Below are 4,410 nucleotides of genomic sequence, written 5' to 3'. Positions count from 1 at the left end.
CCTTCAGGTTATGAGCCTGACGAGCTACCGGGCTGCTCTACCCCGCGCCATTTGCATCGCGGTTTTGCGGTGCTTCTCGTTCTGAGAGATGCTCGCTTCTTTTCAGGTCTGGCGGTGACCTACTCTCCCACGTCTTTTGACGCAGTACCATTGGCGCGACGGCACTTAACGGCCGAGTTCGGGATGGGATCGGGTGTTTTGCTCGTGCTTTGGCCACCAGACCGGAAAAGGAGCGAGATCGGCGTTTTCCGGTTCTTTTGGGAACCTGGAAAGACATTGTCCAAGGATGCTTTTGGAAGAAGGTCTGTCTTCTTCCGGATCAAATCAAGCCTATCGAGCGATTAGTACCGGTCAACTGAACGCATTGCTGCGCTTACATCTCCGGCCTATCGACGTGGTGGTCTTCCACGGCTCTCAAGGGATACCTTGTTTTGAGGGGGGCTTCACGCTTAGATGCCTTCAGCGTTTATCCTGTCCGTTCATAGCTACCCAGCACTACCGTTGGCACGATAACTGGTCCACCAGTGGAACGTTCACCCCGGTCCTCTCGTACTAGGGGCAACTCCTCTCAAGTATCCTACACCCACGGCAGATAGGGACCGAACTGTCTCACGACGTTCTAAACCCAGCTCACGTACCTCTTTAAATGGCGAACAGCCATACCCTTGGGACCTGCTCCAGCCCCAGGATGAGATGAGCCGACATCGAGGTGCCAAACGATGCCGTCGATATGGACTCTTGGGCATCATCAGCCTGTTATCCCCAGCGTACCTTTTATCCGTTGAGCGATGGCCCTTCCACTCGGGACCACCGGATCACTATGGCCGACTTTCGTCTCTGCTCGACTTGTCAGTCTTGCAGTCAGGCTGGCTTCTGCCATTGCACTCGACGAGCGATTTCCGACCGCTCTGAGCCAACCTTCGCGCGCCTCCGTTACTCTTTGGGAGGCGACCGCCCCAGTCAAACTACCCACCACGCAGGGTCCCGGACCCGGATAACGGGCCGCGGTTAGACATCAAGAGTGCGAAGGGTGGTATCTCAAGGATGGCTCCACGGGAACTGGCGTCCCCGCTTCGATGCCTACCACCTATCCTGCACATCGCAATCCTGATGCCAGTGCGAAGCTATAGTAAAGGTGCATGGGGTCTTTCCGTCTAACCGCGGGAAGTCTGCATCTTCACAGACAATTCAATTTCGCTGAGTCCACATTTGAGACAGCGGGGAAGTCGTTACGCCATTCGTGCAGGTCGGAACTTACCCGACAAGGAATTTCGCTACCTTAGGACCGTTATAGTTACGGCCGCCGTTTACCGGGGCTTCAATTCAAGGCTTGCACCTCTCCTTTTAACCTTCCGGCACCGGGCAGGCGTCAGACCCTATACGTCGCCTTACGGCTTCGCAGAGCCCTGTGTTTTTAGTAAACAGTCGCCACCCCCTGGTTTGTGCCCCCCGCCGACAGTTGCCTGCCAACGGGGCCTCCTTCTCGCGAACTTACGGAGGTATTTTGCCGAGTTCCTTAAATGTGGTTCTCTCAAGCGCCTTGGTATTCTCTACCAGTCCACCTGTGTCGGTTTAGGGTACGGTCTTGTGGAGGGCTATTTCCAGGAACCGCTCAGCAGCCCCTCCAATCCGATAAGGAGGAACTACACCTGCGATCCGTCACCATCTCCTGGCCCAGGAATATTAACCTGGTTCCCATCGACTACGCCTTTCGGCCTCGCCTTAGGGGCCGGCTTACCCTGCTCAGATTAGCTTTAAGCAGGAACCCTTGGACTTTCGGCGACAGGGTCTCTCACCCTGTTTGTCGCTACTCATGTCAACATTCTCGCTTCCGATCACTCCACCGGATGCCTTACGGCCCGGCTTCACAGTAAACGCCTGTCCGACCAAGGCTTTCCCAAGGGAAAGCTGAAGTCGGATGGCGTTATATCACGGAACGCTCCGCTACCGCGTGCATAAATGCACACCCAAAGCTTCGGCTCGTGGCTTGAGCCCCGTTACATCTTCGCCGCAAGACCTCTTGACTAGACCAGTGAGCTGTTACGCTATCTTTAAAGGATGGCTGCTTCTAAGCCAACCTCCTGGTTGTTTTGGAAGTCTCACATGCTTTCCCACTTAGCCACGAATTGGGGGCCTTAGCTGTTGGTCAGGGTTGTTTCCCTCTCCACGACGGACGTTAGCACCCGCCGTGTGTCTGCCAGATAGTTCTTCCCGGTATTCGGAGTTTGCTTAGACTCAGTAAGGCTGTGGGCCCCCATCATCCATGCAGTGCTCTACCCCCGGGAGAATTCGTCTGACGCGCTACCTAAATAGCTTTCGCGGAGAACCAGCTATCTCCAGATTTGATTGGCCTTTCACCCCTAGGCACAAGTCATCCCGACCTTTTTCAACAGGTGTGGGTTCGGCCCTCCAGTTGGTGTTACCCAACCTTCAGCCTGCTCATGCCTAGATCATCTGGTTTCGGGTCTGATCCATCTAACTCATGCGCCCTTTTAAGACTCGCTTTCGCTGCGCCTACACCTAACGGCTTAAGCTTGCTAGATAGACCAAGTCGTTGACCCATTATACAAAAGGTACGCCGTCAGGGCGCAAGGCCCCTCCGACTGCTTGTAGGCGTCCGGTTTCAGAAACTGTTTCACTCCCCTCGTCGGGGTGCTTTTCACCTTTCCCTCACGGTACTGGTTCGCTATCGGTCAGCAAGGAGTACTTAGCCTTCGAGGGTGGTCCCCCGATCTTCAGACAGGATTTCACGTGTCCCGCCCTACTTAATGCGTCCGATCAAACTTCCCATACGGGGCTGTCACCCGCTATGGCTGGCCTTTCCAGGCCATTCTGGTCATTCTCACGGCTCGGCTGGTCCCCGTTCGCTCGCCACTACTGGGGGAGTATCTGTTGATTTCCTTTCCTCCGGGTACTTAGATGTTTCAGTTCCCCGGGTTCGCTCTTAAAACCCTATGTATTCAGGTGATAAGTACCTGGTTAACCCAATTGTTGATACCCAAGGGTAACAACAATCGAGTTTCAGGTGGGTTTCCCCATTCGGAGATCCATGGATCAAAGCTTATTCTCAGCTCCCCATGGCTTATCGCAGAGTATCACGTCCTTCATCGCCTCTTGCTGCCAAGGCATCCACCAAACGCCCTTATCGCGCTTGATTTGATCCGGAAGAAGAAAGACCCAAAAGGCCTCCCGATCCCGCGTCCTTTTGCATTGCGCGGGGGTCGCTTCCGGTCAAAAGCATGTACGTTTCCCGCCCCTTCCGAGGAAGGGACTTTGTCCCCTCACCGAGGGGACATGGTTAGTGTACTTGACTTGGACAACGCTGCCGTTGGTCTTCACGACCACCGCAACCCCACTCGGTTGCGGCCGACAACGCCGATTATCTCTCTGAACGATGTGAAATGCGTGCCATGCACGCGCGTCCGACAGGACGGGAAAGCATCCGCTTTCCGATCATGTCGGGAAATGGTGGAGCCTAACGGATTCGAACCGATGACATCCTGCTTGCAAAGCAGGCGCTCTACCAACTGAGCTAAGGCCCCAGACAAGCGGCCAGGATCGGCCAGGATAAGGTGATGGTGGGTCGAGGAGGACTTGAACCTCCGACCTCACGCTTATCAGGCGTGCGCTCTAACCACCTGAGCTACCGACCCATTCACAGGCCGGACACCCCTCGTGCCACCAATGGGTCACGGCGGGCCTGGCTCTCGATTGCTGAAGGGATATGAGGACGGTCCGACCGTCGAATGTGATGCCCTGATCTGGGCATCTGCTAAGTCGATGCACGAGCCGGGCAAGCCCGGTTGCTAGCATCTTCCTTAGAAAGGAGGTGATCCAGCCGCAGGTTCCCCTACGGCTACCTTGTTACGACTTCACCCCAGTCGCTGAGCCTACCGTGGTCCGCTGCCCCCATTGCTGGTTAGCGCACGGCCGTCGGGTAGACCCAACTCCCATGGTGTGACGGGCGGTGTGTACAAGGCCCGGGAACGTATTCACCGCGGCATGCTGTTCCGCGATTACTAGCGATTCCAACTTCATGGGGTCGAGTTGCAGACCCCAATCCGAACTGAGATGGCTTTTGGGGATTAACCCACTGTCACCACCATTGTAGCACGTGTGTAGCCCAACCCGTAAGGGCCATGAGGACTTGACGTCATCCACACCTTCCTCCGACTTATCATCGGCAGTTCTCTTAGAGTGCCCAACCAAATGCTGGCAACTAAGAGTGTGGGTTGCGCTCGTTGCCGGACTTAACCGAACATCTCACGACACGAGCTGACGACAGCCATGCAGCACCTGTCTCCAGGTCACCGAAGTGAAAGACCCGTCTCCGGGCCGGTCCTGGGATGTCAAGGGTTGGTAAGGTTCTGCGCGTTGCTTCGAATTAAACCACATGCTCCACCGCTTGTG

Annotated in this window: 2 tRNA genes and 3 rRNA genes; all 5 read right to left on the bottom strand. The window is 55.6% G+C overall.

Annotation, left to right across the window (positions count from 1 at the left end):
• Positions 1–106: 106 nt before the first annotated feature.
• Positions 107–221: ribosomal RNA gene (gene rrf / locus ACDP63_RS24260) — 5S ribosomal RNA — on the bottom strand.
• Positions 222–320: 99 nt separating this feature from the next.
• Positions 321–3,157, bottom strand: a 23S ribosomal RNA gene (locus ACDP63_RS24255).
• 309 nt (positions 3,158–3,466) lie between these two features.
• Positions 3,467–3,542 (bottom strand) — tRNA-Ala (locus tag ACDP63_RS24250).
• 34 nt (positions 3,543–3,576) lie between these two features.
• Positions 3,577–3,653 (bottom strand) — tRNA-Ile (locus ACDP63_RS24245).
• Positions 3,654–3,822: 169 nt separating this feature from the next.
• Positions 3,823–4,410: ribosomal RNA gene (locus tag ACDP63_RS24240) — 16S ribosomal RNA — on the bottom strand; the annotation flags it as partial.

The organism is Paracoccus sp. P2 (assembly GCF_046335115.1).
Lineage (GTDB): Bacteria > Pseudomonadota > Alphaproteobacteria > Rhodobacterales > Rhodobacteraceae > Paracoccus > Paracoccus pantotrophus.
The sequence above is the reverse complement of the archived record's forward strand: the minus strand, read 5'-3'. Positions and strand labels throughout refer to the sequence as shown.